Here is a 19851-nt window from a genome sequence, read left to right as displayed (position 1 = left end):
GGGGGGGGGGGGGGGGGGGGGGCCCCCGGGGGGGGGGGGGGCGGGGGGGGGGGGCCCCCGCGGCCCCCGCCGCTCGGGGTCAGCGGGTGCGCGCGGGCATGATCCGCTTGAGCGCGAGGCCGGCGCTGAACAGCGTGAACGCCGCCACCAGCGCCCACACCACGTTGACGGCGCCAGTCATGGCCAGCACACCGCCGGTACCGGCGGCCGCGGCCCCAGTGCTCACGTTGTACACGTCACCACTTCCTTTCCTTGTTGCGGATCGCATCCCAGAACGCTTTCGCCTGGGCGGCTTGGAGGAATAGGTCGAAAGCCATCTCGACCACGATGAGCGCGCCCAGGACCATCTGGACCGGGCCGCGCGAGCGCACGGTGACCGCGCGCTCCAGAGCGAAGACGAGGGTGACCGCCATCCACACGGGCTGCACGACGACGCTGCCGGTGACGATCAGCGAGAAGAGCAGCGAGGACAGGTAGATCACGATGACCAACAGGCCGATGAGGGACAGCACCTGGCGTCCCCAGTAGGACCGGGTGACCCGGGTCCAGCCGTAGTCGGTCAGGTTCTCCAGCGCGCCGCGCTTCCAGCGCAGCCGCTGGTTGAACAGGTCGCGCCAGGTGAGCATGACCTCGGTCTCGAGCGTGCACTTGGGCGGGCAGATGATGCGCAGCCCGAGGTGCAGGATCGCGAGGGTCAGCTCGTTGTCCTCGGTCAGCACCCGGGTGTCGTAGACCTGGGGGAGACCGGGGAGGACGCGGGTGCGGCGGGCCTCGACGACCTCCTGGAGCGCGAGCGCGCGGAAGAGCGTCGCGGTTCCGGTGAGGACGAGGGCCTTGCCCTGCAGGCGCTGGACATCACGGACGTAGCGCGCGTACTCGTTGCGCTGCAGCATGCCGACGAAGCCGCCGCCCGGCTTGCCGGTGAACGTGCCGCCCACGCCGCCGAACTCGCCGGTGGCGAGGCGCTCCAGGCCGTGGCTGAGGAACTCGGGGCCGAGCGTGGAGTCGGCGTCCATCACCAGGACGGCGTCGCGCGGGCCGAGGACGGGCAGCAGCCGGTCGAGGACCTGGTTGAGCCCGCCGGCCTTCTTGTGCTGGTTGCCGACCGTCTCGAAGACGTCCACGCCCCTGCCGCGGGCGATCTCGACCGTGCTGTCGGAGCAGTTGTCGGCGATGACGATGATGCGCTCGGGCGGGCGCTTCTGCGCGAGCAGCGAGTCGATCGTGTCGCCGATCTGGTCTTCCTCGTTGTGCGCGGGGACCAGGGCCGTTATTCGCATCGTCGCCGGGTCGTGCGCGGGCAGCGAGCGGCGCCGGCGGCGCTTGGTGCCGAGGCGGAACGGCGCGGCCTTGCGCGGCGCGTGCTTGCCGCGGCCGTTGGTGGCGCGGTCGACGGGCTCGACGGACGGCGGTTCGATCGGCGGGCCGACGAGCAGGTTCGTGATGGTGTCGTCGGGGCGCGCGCCGAACGTGGCGGGCCCGGCCGCCGGGCCGGTGGGCGCCGTGCCGCTGCGCCGGGCGCGCCGGCGTTCGGCGGCCATGACGTCGACGGGGCGGACCAGGATCGCGGTGGAGGTGTCGTCGAAGCCGGGGTACCGGGCGGGACGGGGCGTCGCTTCGCCCTCGCGGAACCAGGCGTCCGGGTACGCGTCAGTCGCGACCGGTTCGCTGATCTGGTCCATTTCTCCGTCGCGTTCGACTGGCCGGGGGCGTGTTTAGACGGCCGCCCGGAATGCGGATCTGCGGGAGAATTCGGACAACTGCGTCCATGCTGGCGAAAAACGGTGCTGACTCGTGTCGCTCCCCAACGCAAGTCATCGCCGACGCGCCGCCACCCCGAAAAACTCGGCCCTCCCCGGGCGGCATACCAGCGGCTAAATCATGGATCACCTTAAGGGAGGTGTAAAGGTGACCGGGATCACGGAAGGGCGGGCGAATATTTGGTTGGTCATCACCGCATTGCGGTGGGTGAGGAGTTTTTCCGGCAAATCGGAAATCCACCGTGAAAATGAAGGCGCGGCACCCGCCGGACCGGGTCCGGGAGTGCCGCGCCTCACATCGCCGCGGTCAGCCGCGGATGACCACGGTGCCGACGATCTTGTCGGCGAAGGTCTGCTTCTTCTCGTCCCACAGCGGCCACAGGTAGCCGATGTAGCAGATGAAGCTGTCGGCGAAGTGGCACAGGTAGCGCAGCGCCGCCATCCAGAAGCCCTGTGGCTGGCCGTCGCGTTCGCGCAGCACGCGGATGCCGACGTGCTTCTTGCCGAGCGTCTGGCCGGTCTTGCCCTGCTGGTACAGCTGCCATATGAGGAAGGCGGCCAACAGCAGGCCGCCTATGACCGCCATCGCGATCGGGGCCGAGCCGCCCGTGTAGTCCTGCTTGTAGTAGCCGTCGGAGTCGACCTGGTCGGTGTCCTTCGTGCTGGCGACGATCCAGATCCACCCTGCGATCGCCACGCTGCCGACCAGCAGGCCGTACAGCCCGTCGAGCAGGCTCGCGCCCGCGCGCGAGCCCCACGGGGCGAGCAACTCGCGCGGCGGGCCGTAGCCGTACGCCGGGGGAGCGCCGTAGGGCGGCGCGCCGTAACCCGGCTGCGGGCCGTACCCGGGCTGCGGGCCGTAGCCCGGGGCGCCGTATCCGGGCTGGCCTCCGTATCCCGCCTGCGGCCCGTAGCCGGGCGGCTGTTGCCCGTAGCCCGGCTGCTGTCCGTAGGGGTACTCGGGTCCAGGCGGCTGGCCCATCACGTCCTGCCTTTCCGCGTGTTCGCGCATGCTCCGTCGACGGGTTGCCGGCGGTGGGAAAGCGAACGTAGCGGCACGCGGGGACGCGCGGGTATCCACAACAGCCAACGAGTCGGTGACAGGTAAGCGACCGCAGGGCCTGGGCACGGCGATTTACTACTCTTTGTTGGTGTTCGCCGGATCTGGTGCCGAGGGAGCCGCATGACCGAGGACGCGAAGCCGGAACCTCCCGCCCCCGCGGAGCAGCCGCGCGCCCTCCCGCCCGGGTCCGCCCCGGCGAGCGCCCCCGGCGGCGGCACGCTGCCCCCGTTCCCGGCCGAGCACCCGCCGCACATCGAGCCGGACCATCCGCTGCGGCCGATCGTCACGCTGTCGGGCGACCGCTTCGCGTGGGCGAACGGGACGCGCGCAGCGCTCGGCGTCGGCCTGCCGTTCGCCTTGGTGACCGCGGTCAGCGGGGTGGCGGACGGCTCGTCGGCGGCGATCGGCGGCTACGCCGTGCTGTACGCGTCCACCGAGCCGTACGGCCGCCGCGCCCGCGTGCTCGCCGCGGTCGGCCTCGGGCTGGCCGCCGCGTACGCCGCCGGCGCCGTGACCGCCGGCCGGCCCTGGGTCGGCGCGCTCGTCATCACGATCGTCGCCGGCACCGCCACCTTCCTGTGCGGTGCGCTGCGCGTCGGCCGCCCCGGCGGCTACATGTTCACGCTGACCTGCGCGATGGGCACCTTCCTGCCCGCCGTCAGCGGCCACATCGCGACCTCGGTCGCCCTGCTGCTCGTCGGGGCCGCGAGCGCATGGCTCGTGTCGATGTCCGGCTGGCTCGTCAGACCGCACTATCCCGAACACCTCGCGATCGACGAGGCGTTCCAGGCGATCGCCGGGTTCCTCGACGCGATCGGCACGCGCGAGGTGGACGCGGCGCGGCACCAGGCGTCCCACGCGCTGTACGACGCCTGGGTCACCGTCATCCGCGCCGACGGCCGCCGGTCGCGCATGTCCGGCGACGAGCGCCGCCTCCAGGTGCTCGTCCGGCGTGCGCTGGACCTGTTCCACGCGGCCGAACTCGTCGCGGAGGAACGCTCCGACCCGCTCCCGCCCGAAACCGCCGACACCGTGCGCGAGATCGCCGCCGCCGTCGGCCGCCCCGGCGCCGTCGCGCACCTGCCGCCGCTGGTGGTCGATCCGCAGACGAACGGCGAGCGCCGGCTGCGGGCCGCGCTGCGCGGCTCGGTGCAGGCCGCCGCCTCGCCCGCCATCCCGACCGGCGCGCCGCTGAAGGGCGACCGGCCCGGCGTGCTGGAGCTCATCGAGACGGCGGGCGGCGGGGCCTCGCTGCTGCCGCCCATCGCCGTGCGCACCGGGCTCGCGGTGGGCGCCGCCACGGGCGCCGCCGAGATCCTGCCGGTCGTGCACCCGTCGTGGGTCGCCATCGGCGCCGCCGCCGCGCTGCAGGGCGGCAACGCGGTGCTCGACTTCGGCAGCGCGCTGCAACGCGCGATCGGCACGTTCATCGGCGTGGCCGTGGTCGTGGTGTTCCTCCACGACCTCTCGCCGGGGCCGTGGGAGACCGTGGTCACCGTCGCGCTGCTCTACGGCGCCGCGCAGACCGTCATGCGCCGCAACCTCGTCGTGGGCACCGCGTTCATCACGCCGGTGCCGCTGGTGCTGGTCGGCGCCGGGCTGCCCGGCCACCACGTCGGCGACCTCGCCTCGACCCGGCTGCTCGACATGCTGCTCGGGCTCGGCATCGGGCTGCTCACCAGCTTCCTGCTGTGGCGCCGCGCCTCGACGTACCGGCTGCCCGCCGCGCTCGGACGGGCGATCCGCGCCGAGGGGCTGATGCTGCGCACCGTCGTCGGCGGCAAGGCCGGGGACGACGCCGCGGCGTGGCAGCGCACCCGTACCTCCGTACGCCGCGAGCTCATCAGCCTGTGGAACGTGTACGAGTCCTCGCTCGGCGAACTGGCCGGGCGCCGCGAGGGCGTCGAGGCGCTGTGGCCCGCCCTCCTGGTCGTGCAGCGCCTCGGGTTCCGGCTGATGGCGGCGCCGCTCAAGCCGGCCGTGCCGCCCGAGGAGGCGCTGCCGGGCGACGACGCGGAGGAACTGGACGAGTACGTCGACGCGCTGGCCACCGCCGCCGAGCACAAGAGCCCGCCGGTGCCGCCCGAACTGCCCGAGATGTGGGGCCACCCGGTGCTGCGCCAGCACCTCAAGCGGCTGACCGAGGCACTCGACGACGGGGCGCGGCGCCCGCCGCCCGGCATCGCGACGGAGCTGCTCGCGCAGCTGTCCGAGCCGCCGCACAGGGTGCGTGAGGCGGAGATGCCGCGTACGGGACAATCGAGGTGACACCCCGCCCCGACAACGGCCGGCACCCGTGACCGCCCGGTGGATCAGGAGAGAACCTTGAAGGCGCAGAAGCTCGACGGCAAGGCGACCGCCGCTCAGATCAAGGACGAGCTGAAGGTCCGGGTCGATGCCCTCAAGGCCGCCGGGATCAACCCGGGCCTGGGCACCGTGCTGGTGGGCGACGACCCGGGCAGCCACTCGTACGTGGCGGGCAAGCACCGCGACTGCGCGCAGGTCGGCATCGCGAGCATCCAGCGCGAGCTTCCGGCGACCGCGACGCAGGAGGAGGTCGAGGCGGTCGTCCGCGAGCTCAACGAGGACCCGGCCTGCACCGGCTACATCGTCCAGCTCCCGCTGCCGCGCGGTCTCGACGCCAACCGCGTGCTCGAGCTGATGGACCCGGACAAGGACGCCGACGGCCTGCACCCGATGAACCTCGGCCGCCTCGTGCTCGGCCAGGACGCCCCGCTGCCGTGCACGCCGCGCGGCATCGTCGAGCTGCTGCACCGCCACGACATCCCGATCAACGGCGCCGACGTGTGCGTCATCGGCCGCGGCGTCACCGTCGGCCGCCCGATCGGCCTGCTGCTGACCCGCCGCACCGAGAACGCCACCGTGACGCTGTGCCACACCGGCACGAAGGACCTGACCCGGCACGTGCTGGAGGCCGACATCGTCGTCGCCGCGGCCGGCGTCGCGGGCCTGGTGAGCGCCGACATCGTCAAGCCGGGCGCGGTCGTGCTCGACGTCGGCATCACCCGCACCGAGCAGGGCCTGGTCGGCGACGTGCACCCCGAGGTGTTCGAGAAGGCCGCGTGGGTCGCGCCGATGCCGGGCGGCGTGGGCCCGATGACGCGCGCGATGCTGCTGACCAACGTCGTCGAGGCGGCCGAACGGCAGCTCGCCGCCCGCTGATCCGCCCGGGTGCGCCCGGCGTCCGCACACCCGCGGCGTTGGGCGCGCCCCGACTAGAGTGACGGCTTCCGAACGTACGGGGACTCGGCATCCGCAGGAGGCGACAGGCGATGGCCGGCAAGTCCGCCAGTACCTATGTGCCCGAGGGCGGCGCGTCGCCGCGCGGCCCCGGCGGCCTGCGCGAGTGGCCCGCCGTGCTGGTCCTCGCGCTGCTCGCGGGGGCACTGGTGACGGCCGCGCTGTGGGGGTTCCGGCCGGCGACGCTGATGATCGGCGCGACGTTCCTGGTGGCCGCGCTGCTGCGCACGTTCGTGCGCGACGTCGGGATCCTCGCGGTGCGCAGCCGGTTCACGGACGTGATGGTGATGATCGTGCTGGGCGGCGCCGTGGTGCTGCTCGGCCTCGCGATCCCGCCGCCCGTGGTCGACCTGCCGTGGGTGCCGAAGAGGACCGGCTGACACGCCGCCTCCGCGGCGCTGCGGTGGCGTTTCCCACATGGCGCGCGGGAGCGGTCATCGGGGCATCGCGGGCGGAGTAGGGTGGCCGTGGAACTATCTCGATCACGAGATATCACCCTTCGGGAACCCTCACCCGCCAGGTAGCAGGAGATCGCAACGATGACCCGCACGCCCGTCAACGTCACTGTCACCGGTGCGGCCGGCCAGATCGGCTACGCACTGCTGTTCCGCATCGCCTCCGGCCACCTGCTCGGCCCGGACGTGCCGGTCAAGCTGCGCCTCCTCGAGATCCCGCAGGCGGTCAAGGCGGCCGAGGGCACCGCGATGGAGCTCGACGACTGCGCGTTCCCGCTGCTCGCGGGGATCGACATCTTCGACAACCCGGCGCAGGGCTTCGAGGGCGCCAACGTCGCGCTGCTCGTCGGCGCCCGTCCGCGTACCGCGGGCATGGAGCGCGGCGACCTGCTGTCGGCGAACGGCGGCATCTTCAAGCCGCAGGGCGAGGCGATCAACGCCCACGCCGCGGACGACATCAAGGTGCTCGTGGTCGGCAACCCGGCCAACACCAACGCGCTCATCGCGCAGCAGCACGCGCCGGACGTCCCGGCCGAGCGCTTCACCGCGATGACCCGCCTCGACCACAACCGCGCCGTGTCGCAGCTCGCGCGGAAGACCGGCGCGGCCGTCACCGACATCGCCAAGCTGACGATCTGGGGCAACCACTCGGCGACCCAGTACCCGGACGTGTTCCACGCCGAGATCGCCGGCAAGAACGCCGCCGAGGTCGTGAACGACGAGGCGTGGCTGGCCGACACTTTCATCCCGACCGTCGCCAAGCGTGGCGCGGCGATCATCGAGGCGCGCGGCGCGTCCTCGGCGGCGTCGGCGGCGAACGCGGCCATCGACCACGTCTACACCTGGGTCAACGGCACCAAGCCGGGCGACTGGGCCTCGATGGGCGTCGTGTCCGACGGCTCGTACGGTGTGCCCGAGGGCCTCATCTCCTCCTTCCCGGTGGTCTGCAAGGACGGCGCGTGGGAGATCGTCCAGGGCCTGGAGATCAACGAGTTCTCGCGCCCGCGCATCGAGGCGTCGGTGCGGGAGCTGGCCGAGGAGCGCGACGCGGTGCGCGAGCTCGGGCTGATCTGACGGATCCGACCGATCCGACCCGGCCTCGGCACGGGACTTCGGAGGGCGTCGGCCCCGCGCGGTGCGCGGGGGCGGCGCCCTCCGCCGTGTCCCGCGCGGCTCCTGTCAGTGGTCGCCGGGCCGTTCGAGGAGCCGGTTGAGGACGACGGTGCTGCGCGTGCTGAGCACGACGGGTTCCTCCCGCAGCCGCTCGAGCACCGCCTCCAGGTGCCGGATGTCGGACGCGAGCAGCCGCACGACCGCGTCGGCCTTGCCGGTGACGGTGTCGGCGCGCACCACCTCGGGGAACCGCTCCAGGCAGCTGAGCAGCGCCGCGGGGGAGGTGCGCGGCGCGCAGAAGACCTCGACGTGGGCCTCGGTGGTCCAGCCGAGCGCGTGCGGGTCGACGCGCGCGGTGAAGCCCTTGATGACGCCGGTGCCGCGCAGCCGGTCGACGCGGCGCTTGACGGCGGGCGCGGACAGGCCCACGCCGGTGCCGATCTCGGCGTAGCTGGCGCGGGCGTCCCGTATCAGGTGCGCGACGATCTGCTCGTCGAGGTCGTCCAGTGGCACGCGTCCCATGGTCGTTCATGCGCGCCGCGGGCGTGGCGATTCGGCCATTTAGCACCCCGATGTGCGGTCCGCCGGGCCGGGCGGACCGCTGATGAGATGCCTCACAAGTGCACTATTCGGCTGATATGTATTCAAGCCCCCGTTTAGGGTTGGTGTGGTTTACCGCCGATCGACCGAAGGCCCCCGATGTCCCCCGCCGACACCATCGCGCTGCTCGTCACCTGCCTGACCTTCCTCGGCCTCGGTGCCGTGGCGGTCGCCGTGGCCGCCGAGAAGCGCCGCAAGTCGGACGGCTGACGCCGCGCGGCACGGCGAGGGCGGGACCCGGACGGATCCCGCCCCTCTCCTCTGCCCCCTCTGCCACGGCTCGCGTACGGGCCTCAGGCCTCCAGGACCGCGCGCAGCTGCTCGAGCCCCCAGTCCAGGTCGTCCTTCGAGATCACCAGCGGCGGCGCGATCCGGATCGTCGAGCCGTGCGTGTCCTTGACCAGCACGCCGCGCGCCATCAGCGCCCGCGACACGTCCCGCCCGGTGCCGTGCGACGGGTCGATGTCGACGCCCGCCCACAGCCCGCGGCCGCGTACCGCCGTCACCGGGCCGCCGACCAGTGTGTTCAGCTCGTGGTGCAGGTGCTCGCCCAGCTCGGCCGAGCGCTGCTGGAACTCGCCGGTGCGCAGCATCGCCAGCACCTCCAGGCCGACCGCGCACGCCAGCGGGTTGCCGCCGAACGTCGACCCGTGCTCGCCCGGCTTGAACACGCCGAGCACTTCGCGGGACGACACGACCGCCGACACCGGCAGCACGCCGCCGCCGAGCGCCTTGCCCAGCACGTACATGTCCGGCACGACGCCCTCGTGCTCGCACGCGAACGTCCGCCCGGTGCGGCCCAGCCCCGACTGGATCTCGTCCGCGATGAACAACACGTTCCGCTCGGTGCACACCCGGCGCACCTCGGCCAGGTAGCCCGGCGGCGGCACGAGCACGCCGGCCTCGCCCTGGATCGGCTCGACCAGCACCGCCACGATCTCCGGGTCGGCCTCGAGCACGTTGCGCATCGTCTCGATGTCGCCGTACGGCAGGACCTCGAAGCCCGGCGTGTACGGCCCGAAATGCCGCCGCGCCTCCTCGTCGGTGGAGAAGCTGACGATCGTCGTGGTGCGCCCGTGGAAGTTGTCGGTGGCGACCACGATCTTCGCGCGGCCGTCCGGCACGCCCTTGACCTCGTAGCCCCACTTGCGGGCGGTCTTCACGGCGGTCTCGACGGCCTCGGCGCCGGTGTTCATGGCGAGCACCATGTCCATGCCGCACAGGTCCGCGAGCTGTTGGCAGAACGGCGCGAACTTGTCGTTGTGGAACGCACGGCTGGTCAGCGTCACGCGGTCGAGCTGCCGCTTCGCCGCCTCGATCAGCCGCTCGTTGCGGTGCCCGAAGTTGAGTGCCGAGTACCCGGCCAGCATGTCGAGGTAGCGGCGGCCCTCGACGTCGGTCATCCACGCGCCCTCGGCGTGCGCGATGACGACCGGCAGGGGGTGGTAGTTGTGCGCGCTGTACGTGTCGGAGAGCGCGATCAGTTCTTCGTCGTGCTTGATCATGACGTCCTTCCGCCCGACATCGAGCAGTCTCGGAAAACAGGGAAATTCCGGACTTTCAACGATTGTCGCGCAATTCCAGCACGCAGCTGCGGACGCCGATGCCGAAACCCGCGAAGCGCGACATGTCCAGCGGCACGGTGTGGAAACCGTGCCTGGCCAACTGCTGGGCGAGCCCCGGCGCCCGGTCCGTGAGCACCACGGTGCGGCCGTCGCAGATCGCGTCCAGGCCGCCGGCCAGGGCGTCCGCCTCGCCGACCGCGATGCGCTCGGGGAACAGCCTCGCGAGCCGCTCGCGCGCCGCGACCGAGAACGCCGCCGGGTGGTACGCGACGGCGCGGTCGGTCAGCACGGCTATCGCGCTGCCGAGCCGGGCGAACCGCGGGCCGGCCAGCTCCAGCGGCACGACCGGCAGGCCGAGGAACGAGCCGGCCTCCAGGTGCGCGCGGGCCTCGGTGTGCGGGCCGTACGCCGCCAGCAGGAAACGCCCGGCGGGCACCAGGTCGATCTCGCCCTCGTGCGCGAACACCGGTTCCAGGCGCGTGCCGTAGCCGCGTTCGGCGAACCAGCGCAGGTACGCGGGCGCCTCGGGCTGGCGCGCGCTGGAGCGGAAGCGCGCGCCCAGCACCCGGCCGTCGACGACCGTGGCGGCGTGCGCCGCGAAGACCATGCCGGGCAGGCCGCTGCGCGGCGGGATCAGGCTGACCCGGTGGCCGAGCCGCAGCAGCGTCTCGCGCAGCAGCTCCCACTGCTCCATCGCGGACGGGTCCACGCGCACCCCCGGCGCGTCGGCGCCGACCGTGGCGTGCGCGAGCGCGGGGTCGGCCGGGCCGAGCGGGAAGCCGGCCGGCGGCCGGCTGGGCAGATGGGTCGGCGGGCACATCACGTAGTGGCGCGCCGAGGCGCGCCGCCCGGCGGCCTCACGTCGGCGGCGTGGTCGCGGCAGCCGGATCTGACCCCGCGTCACCCGTGGTGCGGAGGGGAGCCAGAGCGCTCCGGACCCGGCCGCGGGCGCGGCGAATGTCAGGCGCACGCGATCTCCCCTTCTCGCGGACGGTGGCACGGCGGCGAGAGCGCGCGGGATCTCCGGCGCGCTTCGTCGTCTGCCTGGTGGCCGACTCGGATCGTCACCCTGGATGTCCGGTCCGCGACCCTCGGTGTCGGCCGTGGCAAGCCTAGGCGGCGCCGGGCGGTGCGGTAAATGACCGATCGTTGCGCATCCGCGCCGGTTCGTTGCGCTCGCCCGGCGCGCGGTGGCGCTTCGTTGCGCCGCCGGCTCGGTCGTGGTCCGGCCCCGGTCCGGACGCGGTCCGCTCCAGGGTCCGCCGCGACGTGCGCCACGCCTGGGCGGAACCCGGGGCCGAGCAGCACCGCGAGCCTGCGAGAATGGGCGCATGGTCTCGACGGTCTCGACGCGTCCCCGTGTGCTGTCCGGCATCCAGCCCACCGCCGGCTCGTTCCACCTGGGCAACTACCTCGGCGCGGTGCGGCAGTACGTCGCGCTGCAGGAGGCCAACGACGCGTTCTACATGGTCGTCGACCTGCACGCGATCACCGTGCCGCAGGACCCGGCGGAACTGCGCGCGAACACCCGGATCTCGGTGGCCCAGCTGCTCGCCGCCGGGCTCGACCCCGAGCGGTGCGCGCTGTTCGTGCAGAGCCACGTCCCCGAGCACGCGCAGCTCGCCTGGGTGATGAACTGCCTGACCGGGTTCGGCGAGGCGTCCCGGATGACGCAGTTCAAGGACAAGTCCGCCAAGCAGGGCTCCGACGCGGCGAGTGTGGGCCTGTTCACGTACCCGATCCTGCAGGTCGCGGACATCCTGCTGTACCAGGCCAACGCGGTGCCGGTCGGCGAGGACCAGCGCCAGCACCTGGAGCTGACCCGCGACCTGGCGCAGCGCTTCAACTCGCGGTTCGGCGCGACGTTCACGGTGCCCGAGGCGTACATCGTCAAGGAGACCGCCAAGATCGTCGACCTGCAGGACCCGACGAGCAAGATGAGCAAGTCGGCGTCGTCGCCGAAGGGCATCGTCAGCCTGCTCGACCCGCCGAACCAGACCGCCAAGAAGATCAAGAGCGCGGTCACCGACACCGGCACCGAGGTGCGTTACGACGAGAAGGAGAAGCCGGGCGTCAGCAACCTGCTGACCATCCACTCGGCGCTCTCCGGCACCCCGGTCCCCGAGCTCGAACAGCGCTTCGAGGGGCGGATGTACGGCGACTTCAAGAAGGAGGTGGCCGAGGTTCTGGTGGACTTCGTGACGCCCTTCCAGGAGCGTTTCCACACCTACCACGACGACCCGGCGGAGCTGGACCGCACGCTCGCCAAGGGCGCCGCCAAGGCGCGCGAGGTGGCGGCGAACACGCTGGCCGCGGCGTACGACCGCATCGGCTTCCTGCCGCCCGCCGGCTCCTGGGCCGGGGCCGAAGGCTGAGAACCGGATCGGACCGACATGCGCACCATCGGCGTCTCCATCGCGATCCCGGAACCCTGGGGCAGCCAGCTCCAGGACCTGCGGGACGGGTTCGGTGATCCGCTGGCGCGCGCCATCCCGACGCATGTGACGCTGCTGCCCCCGACCGAGGTCGAGGACACCGCGATCGCCGAGGTCGAGGGGCACCTCGCGGCGGTCGCCGCCGCGGAGCGGGCCTTCCCGATGCTGCTGCGCGGGACCGGCACGTTCCGGCCGACCTCTCCGGTGGTGTTCATCCAGGTCGCGCGCGGCATCACGGACTGCGAGCGGCTCGAACAGGCGGTGCGCTCGGGGCCGTTGCTGCGCGGGCTGCACTTCCCGTACCACCCGCACGTCACGGTGGCACACCACCTGCCCGACGACGTGCTCGACCGGGCGTTCGACAAGCTGTCCGGCTACGAGGCGCGGTTCCAGGTCGGCGGTTTCAGCCTCTACGAGCACGGCGCGGACGAGATCTGGCGGCCGCGCCGGGCGTTCCCGTTCGGCGGCGGCCCGGCGGCGTGAACCGGCTCGCCGCCCTGGTCGCCACGTGTGGAAACCCCCGCTTCGGGGCAGACGTGCAAGCGTGGCGATCAAGGACAAACTAGGCACGATGCCGGTCATCGGGCGCACGATGACCGCGTACGAGCGTTACACGGACCGCGACGGCAACTTCGCGTCGGCGGCGGTGACGTTCTATGGGTTCCTGTCGCTGTTCCCGCTGCTGCTCCTCGCCGCCGCGGTGGTCGCGGCCGCGCTGAGCCCCGGCCGCGTGCAGGAGCTCCAGGACAAGATCTCCGACCAGATCCCCGGCATCGCCGACAAGATCAACCTCGGCGCGCTGGTGGACAACGCCGGCGCGGTCGGCGTCATCGGCGGTGTGCTGCTGCTCATCTCGGGCCTCGGCTGGGTGGAGGCGCTGCGCCCGTCGATCCGCAGGATGTGGTTCGAGGACGAGACCAAGCCGGAGGGCGTCAAGGCGACCGTCGCGGCGAAGGCGAAGGACGCCGGAACGCTGGTCGGCCTCGGCCTCGCGATGGCGCTGTCGGTCGGCGCGTCTACGTTCGCGACCAGTGTGATCGGCCGGATCTCCAACTCGATCGGCCTGCAGGACCAGCCGGTCGGCCGGATCTTCCTGCAGATCGCGGCGTTCGCCGTCGCGGTGTTCGCGAGCCTCGTGCTGTTCGTCTACCTGCTGGTGGGGATGCCGCGGCTGACCATGCCGCGCCGCACGGCGATCCTCGGCGCGCTGATCGGCGCGATCGGCTTCGAACTGCTCAAGCTGCTGGTCGCCGCCTACATCTCCGGCGTCGCGAGCAAGAGCATGTACGGCGCGTTCGGCGTGCCGGTCGCGCTGCTGCTGTGGATCTACTTCGTGACCCGGCTGCTGCTGTTCTGCGCGGCGTGGACGGCGACCGACGAGCGCGCCGCGGCGAAGAACCCGGACACCACCGCGAAGAACCCGGGCGGCACTTCGAAGGACCCGGACACCGCCGCGGAGTGGCGGGCCGCCGCCGCCTCCGACCGGGCGGACGCGGACGGTTCCGCGTAGGGCCCGCCCCGAGAGCGGTCCGCCTTCGACTCAGGGCAGGATGTCGTCCTCGAAGTGCACGGTCGGCCGCGTCAGGCCGCGCCGGCGCAGGAAGAACAGCAGACCGCCGCCGCCGAGCAGCACCGCCGGCACGCCGATGCCCGCCCACAGGCCCCACGAGACGCCGTCGCCGGAGGACGACCCGACGGCCTGCGCGCCGCCCGGCACCGCGGCGGCCTGCCCGGGCAGCGTCTGCCCCGAGGCCGTCGTGCCCGACGGGGTGCCGCCGGGCTTGCCGCCCGGGTCGACCAGGGACCCGACCGGCTTGGCGGTGCCCGCCGCGGCGAAGCCCCAGTCGAGCAGCATCTTGGTCTGCTCGTACGTCTTGCCGGGCCGCACGTGCATGATGCTGACCATCAGCGTGCGCCCGTCCCGGGTGGCCGCGCCGACGAACGTGTTCTCCGCGTTCGTCGTGTAGCCGTTCTTGACTCCTATCATCCCGGGGTACGTCGACAGCATCTGGTTGGTGTTCTGGATGGCGAAGGTCGTGCCGTCCTTGCCCGGGAACTTCGCGTCCTTGGTGGACACGTAGCCGCGGAAGTCCGGGTTCTTCATCCCCTCGCGCGCGAACAGCGCCAGGTCGTACGCGGACGACACCTGCCCGGGCATGTCGTAGCCGTCGGGCGACACCACGTGCGTGTCGTCGGCGTGCAGCGCCTTGGCCCGCTCGTTCATCTGCGCCACGGTCGCGTCGACGCCGCCGTTCATCGCGCACAGCACGTGCACGGCGTCGTTGCCGGAGCGGAGGAACACCCCGTTCCACAGGTCCTCGACCTTGTAGGTGAGGTTCTCCTTGACCCCGACCGCGCTGCTGCCCTCGCCGAGCCCCTGGAGTTCCTTGGGGTCGACCACGTGTGTCGCGTTCTTGTCGAGCTTGGGCAGCACCGTGTCGGCGAAGAGCATCTTCAGCGTGCTGGCGGGCGCCAGCTGCCAGTGCGGATTCTTCGCCGCGATGACCTGACCGGTCGTCATGTCGGCGACCAGCCACGAGTACGCCTCGACGGGCGGCAGCGCCGGCGTCCCGGGCGGCAGGTCGGCCTGCACCCCGGGCTGCCCGAGCCGCGGGCCGCCGAGCCCGGACATGCCCGCGGGGGGCGGGGGTTCGGGCGTCGTCGTCGGCGAGGGAGAGGCGGACGGCGCCTTCGCCGCCTCAGGTCCGTGCGGAACCTCCGCCACGGCGCATGGAGCTCCCCCGAGCACACCCGCGATCACAACCGCGCCGACGACGACAAAAGGTGTCGCCGGTCCAGACCTGTATGACATGCACATGAGAGTAACGGCGGCCCCTGCCTGCGGTGCCGACCAGGACGCGCCGCATACTGGACAAGGACGCGACTGTGACCAAACGGCCTAGCGCGCCCCTCGAAAGCGTCTCCCAGAAGTAGGTGCACCCCCATGCGGATCGGCCGCAAGACCTCCGCCTTCCTGCTCGTCTTCGGCCTGTGGACCTGGATCCTCTGGCCGAACTTCCTCCGCAACATCTGGAAGGACGACAGGTCCTGGAACGACGGGCCGACCGCGTTCTTCCTGGTGCACCTGGCGTTGACCGTGGTGTCGTTCGCGGCGGGGAACGTCATCGGCTGGCTGGGGCTCAAGGGCCTGCGCGCGTCGCGTACCGCTGCCTGAGCTGTGTCTGAAAAGTCGGAAGTGTCGGAAGTGCCGGGGGAGTCGGGGAAGTCCGCGGAGTCGGCGTGTCCGCACGCGGCGGTGCCGGACGGGCCCGGGCTGTTCACGCGTGAGTTCATCGCCGACCCGTACCCCGCGTACGCGTATCTGCGGGAGCACGCCCCCGTGCACCGCACGACGCTGCCCAGCGGCGTCGAGGCGTGGCTCGTCACGCGGTACGCCGACGCCCGGCAGGCGCTCGCCGACCAGCGGCTCAGCAAGAACCCGCGGCACAGCGAACAGGCGTGGAAGCAGGGCAAGGTCGGGGTGCCCGGTGAGCAGCGCTCCGGGATCGGCGCGCACCTGCTGAACCTGGACCCGCCCGACCACACGCGGCTGCGCCGCCTGGTCTCCAAGGCGTTCACGCCCCGGCGCGCCGAGGAGTTCCGGCCTCGGGTGCAGGAGCTGGCCGACCGGCTCATCGACGGCTTCGCCGGGAACGGCACCGCGGACCTCATCCACGAGTTCGCGTTCCCGCTGCCCATCTACGCCGTGTGCGACCTGCTCGGCGTGCCCGAGGCCGACCAGGACGACTTCCGCACCTGGGCCGGGATGATGATCCGGCACGGCTCGGGCCCGCGCGGCGGCGTGGCGCGCGCCGTGCGGCACATGCGCGGCTACCTGAAGGAGCTCATCCACCGCAAGCGCGGCGACCTCGGCGACGACCTGATCTCGGGGCTGATCCGGGCGAGCGACCACGGCGAACACCTCACCGAGGACGAGGCCGCGGCGATGGCGTTCATCCTGTTGTTCGCCGGCTTCGAGACCACCGTCAACCTGATCGGCAACGGGCTGCTGACGCTGCTCACCCACCCCGAGGCGCGCGCCGGGCTGCAGCGCGACCTCGACGGGCGGATCGCCCCGACGGTCGAGGAACTGCTCCGCTACGACGGTCCGGTGGAGCTGGCGACCTGGCGGTTCACGACCTGCGATACCCCGATCGGCGGAACGGTCATCCCCTCGGGGGAGCCCGTTCTGGTGGTTCTCGCGTCCGCCGACCGTGACGCCGACCGCTTCCCCGACGCCGACACCTTCGACCCGGACCGCGCCGACAACGCGCACCTCGCGTTCGGCCACGGCATCCACTACTGCATCGGCGCACCGCTGGCCCGGCTGGAAGGCCGGATCGCCATCGGCACGCTGCTGCGCCGCCTGCCCGATCTGGAACTCGCCGAGCCCGCGGCCGAACTGCGCTGGCGCGGCGGGCTGATCATGCGCGGCCTGCAGCGGCTGCCGGTCGCGTTCACCCCCGAAGCGGGCCGCGCGCTCTGACCACGGCCGGCGCGGACCGCCGGGCCGGGCCGCCGGATCCCCGAGATCCGGCGTGCCCGCCCCGCCCCACCCCCTGCCCCCGTCCGCCCGGTTTTCCCCGATCCGGGCGCCCCGGCGTCCCCGCGCCGTCGAGATCTTGTGTACCCCGCGTGAGCGAACGCACACAAGACGTTTAGGAATAATTGCTCGGCACGGGTGATTCGCCTTGACCATGAAGGGAATTGGCTTGTACGACGAAATTGTGCGCCGTAACCCGGGGGAGCCCGAATTCCACCAGGCCGTCCGGGAGGTCCTCGACTCGCTCGGCCCACTCCTCGAAGCCCGCCCGGAGTTCGTCGAGGCGTGCCTCATCGAGCGGATCGCGGAGCCGGAACGCCAGGTCATCTTCCGGGTGCCCTGGCAGGACGACCGGGGGAGGGTGCACGTCAACCGCGGTTTCCGCGTCGAGTTCAACAGTGCGCTCGGCCCCTACAAGGGCGGATTGCGCTTCCACCCGTCCGTCAATCTCGGCATTGTGAAGTTCCTGGGATTCGAGCAGATCTTCAAGAACGCGCTGACCGGTCTCGGTATCGGCGGCGGCAAGGGCGGCAGCGACTTCGACCCGCGCGGCCGCTCGGACGCCGAAGTCATGCGCTTCTGCCAGTCGTTCATGACCGAGCTGTACCGCCACCTGGGCGAGCACACCGACGTCCCGGCCGGCGACATCGGGGTCGGCGGCCGCGAGATCGGGTTCCTGTTCGGCCAGTACCGGCGCATCACGAACCGCTGGGAGGCGGGCGTGCTGACCGGAAAGGGCGCCGCCTGGGGCGGCTCGCTGGCCCGGCCCGAGGCGACCGGCTACGGCAACGTGCTGTTCACCGCCGCCATGCTCGCGCGGCGCGGCCAGGACCTGGAGGGGCGCCAGGTCGTGGTGTCCGGTTCGGGCAACGTCGCGCTGCACACGATCGAGAAGGCGCAGGCGCTCGGCGCGAACGTCCTGACCGCGTCCGACTCGTCCGGCTACGTCGTGGACGAGAAGGGCATCGACCTCGCGCTGCTCAAGCAGGTCAAGGAGGTCGAGCGGGGCCGGATCGACGAGTACGCGGAGCGCCGCGGCGCCTCGGCGAAGTTCGTGGCGGGCGGCTCGGTGTGGGACGTCCCCGCCGACGTCGCGCTGCCGTCCGCGACGCAGAACGAGCTCGACGAGGCGGCCGCGGCCACGCTCGTGCGCAACGGCGTCAAGGCGGTGTCCGAGGGCGCCAACATGCCGAGCACGCCGGGCGCGGTGCAGGTCTTCCACGAGGCCGGCGTCGCGTTCGGCCCGGGCAAGGCGGCCAACGCGGGCGGGGTGGCGACGAGCGCCCTGGAGATGCGGCAGAACGCGGGCCGCGAGTCGTGGACGTTTGCCCAGGTCGAGGGCGAACTCGCGGCGATCATGCGGAACATCCACGACACGTGCTTCGAGACCGCGGAGCGGTACGGCAGGCCGGGTGACTACGTGCTCGGCGCCAACATCGCGGGCTTCGAGCAGGTGGCGGACGCGATGCTCGCGCAGGGGCTGATCTAGCGCACGAAGGAGCGCGGACGCGCTACCGGGTCGTGCTTCCGGGACGCGCTACGGCGTGAGCACCCCGGCGAACGTGTCGGCCAGCACCTGGTAGCCGACCGGGTTCGCGTGGATGTCCTGGCGCGTGCACATGAACGTCCACTGGCAGATGCGCGCGACGTTCAGCGGCACCTGTCCGACGCCAGGCAGCGGCACCGTCGGGGTGAACGCGCGGGTCGAGAACGCCCCCGCGACGTCCGCCACGGCGAAGCCGCGCGTCCGCAGGTCGGTGCTGATCACACCGTTCAGGAGCTCCTGCACGAACTCCGAGAGGTAGGCCAGCTGCTGCCCGTTGGCGCCGGTGAGCCACGCCGCCAGGAACGGGTCGTAGTACGTCATGCCCGCGTACTGCGGGCCGGCGCCGCCGGCGGCGCGCAGCCGCTTGAGGATCGCCGTGAGGTTGGTCCCGACGGTGTGCAGGCTGTCGCTCGCACACCGCATGTCGATGCCGGACGGCGCCGCACAGCGCGCGACGTCGTTGGCGCCGATGTCGAGCGTCACGAACCGTACCTTGCCGCGGTGTTCGCGCAGGAACTTCTCGGCGGCGGCGAGCTGCGTGCCCTCGGGGTACGCGCAGCGTCCGCCGCCGTTGAGCAGCGTGCTCGTGGTGGCGCCGCTGCAGCCGAGCTTGACGTGCTGGAGCCCCGGGTCCTTCGCCTTGAGGGCGTTGTAGAGCAGGTCGGTGTAGCCCTGGTCGGTGTCCCCCTGGCCCGGCATGTAGCCCCGCGCGAGCGAGTCGCCGAGCGAGACGTAGTACGTCGGGCCCTGGCCGCCCGCCGCGGCGCCGGCAGACGTCGCGCCGCCCACGAGGAGCAGGGCGGCGCTGAAGAGGGCGACGAGAAGTGTGCGTGGTCTGGTGCGCATTGTCCCTCCCGCTGGACCGCCGTGCGGCGGTCACGTGGCGCCCATAGTGGGCGCCACGGTGCGGGAGGCACCAGATGTCGGCGACGAAATTCCGTTTCCGGCAGCCCCGTTCGGGACGCGGGGCGACCGGTCAGTGCGACTGGGCGTGGTTGTCGAACGGCGCGACCACCGAGCGCAGCAGCCCGGCGAGGGCCGCGCGCTGGTCGCGGTCGAGGCCCGCGAGGATGTCGCGCTCGTGCTCGAGCAGTTCGGCCATCGCGGCGTCGACCCGGTCGCGGCCGTCCTCGGTGAGGCGGACCAGGACGCCGCGCCGGTCGCCGGGGTCGGGCTGGCGCAGCACGAGGCCCTTGGCGGCGAGCCGGTCGATGCGGTTGGTCATCGTGCCGGAGGTGACCAGCGTCTGCGTGAGCAGCTGGCCGGGGGAGAGCTGGTACGGCGCGCCGGCGCGGCGCAGCGCGGACAGTACGTCGAACTCCCACGGTTCGAGGTCGCGCGCGGCGAAGGCGAGTCGGCGCGCGCGATCGAGGTGCCGCGCGAGCCGGGTCACCCGGCTGAGCACCTCAAGGGGCTCGACATCAAGATCGGGGCGCTCGCGCTGCCACGCTTCGATCAGTCGGTCGACCTCGTCCTTCATGGTCGCAAGTCTAGCGAGTCTTTCGATGCC

At 72.2% G+C, this 19851-nt stretch carries 19 protein-coding genes; 10 read left to right on the top strand and 9 right to left on the bottom strand.

Going from position 1 to position 19851, the window contains the following annotated elements:
* Positions 1-79 precede the first annotated feature (79 nt).
* From QI554_RS11495 to QI554_RS11485, 3 genes are all read right to left on the bottom strand, one after another.
* Positions 80-226, bottom strand: coding sequence for a hypothetical protein (locus tag QI554_RS11495; RefSeq protein ID WP_281468848.1), 147 nt, complete (start codon positions 224-226; stop codon positions 80-82).
* Between the two features lie 10 nt (positions 227-236).
* Complete coding sequence (locus tag QI554_RS11490; RefSeq protein WP_281468847.1) at positions 237-1682, bottom strand: glycosyltransferase family 2 protein; 1446 nt, start codon at positions 1680-1682, stop codon at positions 237-239.
* A gap of 385 nt (positions 1683-2067) precedes the next feature.
* Positions 2068-2742, bottom strand: a complete 675-nt coding sequence (locus tag QI554_RS11485; protein WP_281468845.1) for an RDD family protein — start codon at positions 2740-2742, stop codon at positions 2068-2070.
* A gap of 201 nt (positions 2743-2943) precedes the next feature.
* Here QI554_RS11485 and QI554_RS11480 point away from each other — a divergent pair, with 201 nt between their 5' ends.
* From QI554_RS11480 to QI554_RS11465, 4 genes are all read left to right on the top strand, one after another.
* Complete coding sequence (locus tag QI554_RS11480; protein ID WP_281468843.1) at positions 2944-5091, top strand: FUSC family protein; 2148 nt, start codon at positions 2944-2946, stop codon at positions 5089-5091.
* 57 nt (positions 5092-5148) lie between these two features.
* Positions 5149-6006: a bifunctional methylenetetrahydrofolate dehydrogenase/methenyltetrahydrofolate cyclohydrolase gene (locus tag QI554_RS11475; RefSeq protein ID WP_281468841.1), complete on the top strand. Its 858-nt coding sequence runs from the start codon at positions 5149-5151 to the stop codon at positions 6004-6006.
* Between the two features lie 110 nt (positions 6007-6116).
* Positions 6117-6464 carry a DUF3017 domain-containing protein gene (locus QI554_RS11470; protein WP_281468838.1) on the top strand — a complete coding sequence of 116 codons (348 nt, stop codon included), beginning with the start codon at positions 6117-6119 and terminating at the stop codon, positions 6462-6464.
* A gap of 159 nt (positions 6465-6623) precedes the next feature.
* Positions 6624-7613, top strand: coding sequence for a malate dehydrogenase (locus QI554_RS11465; RefSeq protein WP_281468836.1), 990 nt, complete (start codon positions 6624-6626; stop codon positions 7611-7613).
* Positions 7614-7718: 105 nt separating this feature from the next.
* Here the strand turns inward: QI554_RS11465 and QI554_RS11460 are convergent, their stop codons facing one another.
* From QI554_RS11460 to QI554_RS11450, 3 genes are all read right to left on the bottom strand, one after another.
* Complete coding sequence (locus QI554_RS11460) at positions 7719-8165, bottom strand: Lrp/AsnC family transcriptional regulator (protein WP_281468834.1); 447 nt, start codon at positions 8163-8165, stop codon at positions 7719-7721.
* 380 nt (positions 8166-8545) lie between these two features.
* Positions 8546-9757, bottom strand: coding sequence for an ornithine--oxo-acid transaminase (gene rocD, locus QI554_RS11455; RefSeq protein ID WP_281468832.1), 1212 nt, complete (start codon positions 9755-9757; stop codon positions 8546-8548).
* A 55-nt stretch (positions 9758-9812) separates the two neighbouring features.
* Positions 9813-10787 carry a dimethylarginine dimethylaminohydrolase family protein gene (locus QI554_RS11450; protein ID WP_281468830.1) on the bottom strand — a complete coding sequence of 325 codons (975 nt, stop codon included), beginning with the start codon at positions 10785-10787 and terminating at the stop codon, positions 9813-9815.
* Positions 10788-11148: 361 nt separating this feature from the next.
* Between QI554_RS11450 and trpS the strand changes: the two genes are divergently transcribed.
* The 3 genes from trpS (at position 11149) to QI554_RS11435 (ending at position 13762) form a co-directional block, all read left to right on the top strand.
* Positions 11149-12192 (top strand): tryptophan--tRNA ligase, encoded by a 1044-nt coding sequence (gene trpS / locus QI554_RS11445; RefSeq protein WP_281468828.1) that lies wholly within the window; start codon positions 11149-11151, stop codon positions 12190-12192.
* A gap of 18 nt (positions 12193-12210) precedes the next feature.
* Positions 12211-12735: a 2'-5' RNA ligase family protein gene (locus QI554_RS11440; RefSeq protein ID WP_281468826.1), complete on the top strand. Its 525-nt coding sequence runs from the start codon at positions 12211-12213 to the stop codon at positions 12733-12735.
* Positions 12736-12796: 61 nt separating this feature from the next.
* Positions 12797-13762 (top strand): YihY/virulence factor BrkB family protein, encoded by a 966-nt coding sequence (locus tag QI554_RS11435; RefSeq protein ID WP_281468824.1) that lies wholly within the window; start codon positions 12797-12799, stop codon positions 13760-13762.
* A gap of 30 nt (positions 13763-13792) precedes the next feature.
* Here the strand turns inward: QI554_RS11435 and QI554_RS11430 are convergent, their stop codons facing one another.
* Positions 13793-14977 carry a D-alanyl-D-alanine carboxypeptidase family protein gene (locus QI554_RS11430; RefSeq protein ID WP_281468822.1) on the bottom strand — a complete coding sequence of 395 codons (1185 nt, stop codon included), beginning with the start codon at positions 14975-14977 and terminating at the stop codon, positions 13793-13795.
* A gap of 219 nt (positions 14978-15196) precedes the next feature.
* On the opposite strand from QI554_RS11430, the gene QI554_RS11425 reads away from it, so the two are divergent.
* The 3 genes from QI554_RS11425 (at position 15197) to gdhA (ending at position 18284) form a co-directional block, all read left to right on the top strand.
* Positions 15197-15427, top strand: a complete 231-nt coding sequence (locus QI554_RS11425; RefSeq protein ID WP_281468820.1) for an SCO4848 family membrane protein — start codon at positions 15197-15199, stop codon at positions 15425-15427.
* Between the two features lie 21 nt (positions 15428-15448).
* A complete protein-coding gene (locus QI554_RS11420) occupies positions 15449-16738 on the top strand; it encodes a cytochrome P450 family protein (RefSeq protein WP_425527955.1) in 1290 nt (429 codons plus the stop codon).
* A 226-nt stretch (positions 16739-16964) separates the two neighbouring features.
* Complete coding sequence (gene gdhA / locus QI554_RS11415; protein ID WP_343230778.1) at positions 16965-18284, top strand: NADP-specific glutamate dehydrogenase; 1320 nt, start codon at positions 16965-16967, stop codon at positions 18282-18284.
* Between the two features lie 48 nt (positions 18285-18332).
* On the opposite strand, the gene QI554_RS11410 is transcribed toward gdhA, so the two are convergent.
* Together QI554_RS11410 and QI554_RS11405 are read right to left on the bottom strand one after the other, a co-directional pair.
* Positions 18333-19187, bottom strand: coding sequence for an SGNH/GDSL hydrolase family protein (locus QI554_RS11410; protein ID WP_281468816.1), 855 nt, complete (start codon positions 19185-19187; stop codon positions 18333-18335).
* Positions 19188-19317: 130 nt separating this feature from the next.
* Positions 19318-19821 (bottom strand): MarR family winged helix-turn-helix transcriptional regulator, encoded by a 504-nt coding sequence (locus tag QI554_RS11405; protein WP_281468814.1) that lies wholly within the window; start codon positions 19819-19821, stop codon positions 19318-19320.
* Positions 19822-19851 lie beyond the last annotated feature (30 nt).

Origin of the sequence: Yinghuangia seranimata (assembly GCF_029953285.1) — a bacterium.
GTDB lineage: Bacteria > Actinomycetota > Actinomycetes > Streptomycetales > Streptomycetaceae > Yinghuangia > Yinghuangia seranimata.
This window is presented reverse-complemented; position numbering and strand designations above follow the sequence as displayed.

Coding starts and splice junctions, on each gene's coding strand:
- QI554_RS11410 (WP_281468816.1), bottom strand. CDS start 19,187: ATGCGCACCAGACCACGCACACTTCTCGTCGCCCTCTTCAGCGCCGCC.
- QI554_RS11425 (WP_281468820.1), top strand. CDS start 15,197: ATGCGGATCGGCCGCAAGACCTCCGCCTTCCTGCTCGTCTTCGGCCTG.
- rocD (WP_281468832.1), bottom strand. CDS start 9,757: ATGATCAAGCACGACGAAGAACTGATCGCGCTCTCCGACACGTACAGC.
- QI554_RS11470 (WP_281468838.1), top strand. CDS start 6,117: ATGGCCGGCAAGTCCGCCAGTACCTATGTGCCCGAGGGCGGCGCGTCG.
- QI554_RS11465 (WP_281468836.1), top strand. CDS start 6,624: ATGACCCGCACGCCCGTCAACGTCACTGTCACCGGTGCGGCCGGCCAG.
- QI554_RS11405 (WP_281468814.1), bottom strand. CDS start 19,821: ATGAAGGACGAGGTCGACCGACTGATCGAAGCGTGGCAGCGCGAGCGC.
- QI554_RS11440 (WP_281468826.1), top strand. CDS start 12,211: ATGCGCACCATCGGCGTCTCCATCGCGATCCCGGAACCCTGGGGCAGC.
- QI554_RS11490 (WP_281468847.1), bottom strand. CDS start 1,682: ATGGACCAGATCAGCGAACCGGTCGCGACTGACGCGTACCCGGACGCC.
- QI554_RS11480 (WP_281468843.1), top strand. CDS start 2,944: ATGACCGAGGACGCGAAGCCGGAACCTCCCGCCCCCGCGGAGCAGCCG.
- QI554_RS11485 (WP_281468845.1), bottom strand. CDS start 2,742: ATGGGCCAGCCGCCTGGACCCGAGTACCCCTACGGACAGCAGCCGGGC.
- trpS (WP_281468828.1), top strand. CDS start 11,149: ATGGTCTCGACGGTCTCGACGCGTCCCCGTGTGCTGTCCGGCATCCAG.